Here is a 941-nt window from a genome sequence, read left to right on the forward strand (position 1 = left end):
TTTGCCGTGCCCGTCTACGAGGCCTCGCCCCTGAACCGTGTCCTGGAGCAGGGGGCGCCGGGGGCGGCCTGGCAGCCGGGCACGGGCCGCACCGTCAAGCAGGGGCAGCGCGCCAACCTGGCGGGGGAGGTGCGCCGCTGGGACGTGGACCCGGTTTCGGGCACCTTCTCAAGCCCGGGCTTCTACAGTGCCGGCACCCTGTACGTGACCGAGACCCGGGACGAGGAAGATGCGCTCGCGGTGGAGTACAAAGACCTGCAGGGGCGCTTGGTGCTGAAGCGCCACGAGACGGAGGTGGCGTCCGCGGGGGCGGAGCTGGACTCGGTGGTCTGCGGAGCGGGCCCGGGACGCTACTGGTCCTTTGACCAGGGCTCACTGGCGGAGACTCAGACGGGCCAGGTGGCCACGGGTTCGGGGGTAGCCGCTGTGACTGGTCGGCTGGCCGGGGGGCTTGGCTTCGACGGCACGGGCGGCCTCTCGGCGGCAGGCGCGGCCTATGACTGGGGAGCCGGGGACAGCTTTTCCATCGAGCTGTGGGTGCGCCGGCAGGGCGCTCCAGCAGATAATGAAGTGGTGCTGGGTCGCGACGACATGGAGTCGGGCGGCACGCTGCACTGGTGGATCGGGCTGGACCCGGCCGGGCGGGCGCGGCTGCAGCTGCGCGACAACCTCGGGGCGGGCGCCTTCCTGGGGGAAAGCCCGGGAAATCCGAGCATCACTGACGGGGCCTGGCACCACGTGGTGGCCGTGCGCGACGCCCACTGGCTGAGAACCAGACTCTACGTGGACGGGGTGCTGGTGGAGGAGGAGACCGTCTCCTCGCCGGAGGGCTTTGCCAGTGGTGCGGCCCTCAACATCGGCTGGCTGAACCGCAGCCATGGCTACCGCTTCCAGGGCGGGCTTGACGAGCTCTCCCTCTACGACAGGGCGCTCTCCTCGCG

At 70.9% G+C, this 941-nt stretch carries 1 protein-coding gene; it reads left to right on the forward strand.

Annotation, left to right across the window (positions count from 1 at the left end; translation table 11 throughout):
* Positions 1-941: LamG domain-containing protein (locus AC5FXQ_RS21745; protein WP_493604511.1), on the forward strand; the 941-nt coding region annotated here is incomplete at both ends.

This window comes from Pontibacter sp. LHS1 (genome assembly GCF_058932855.1).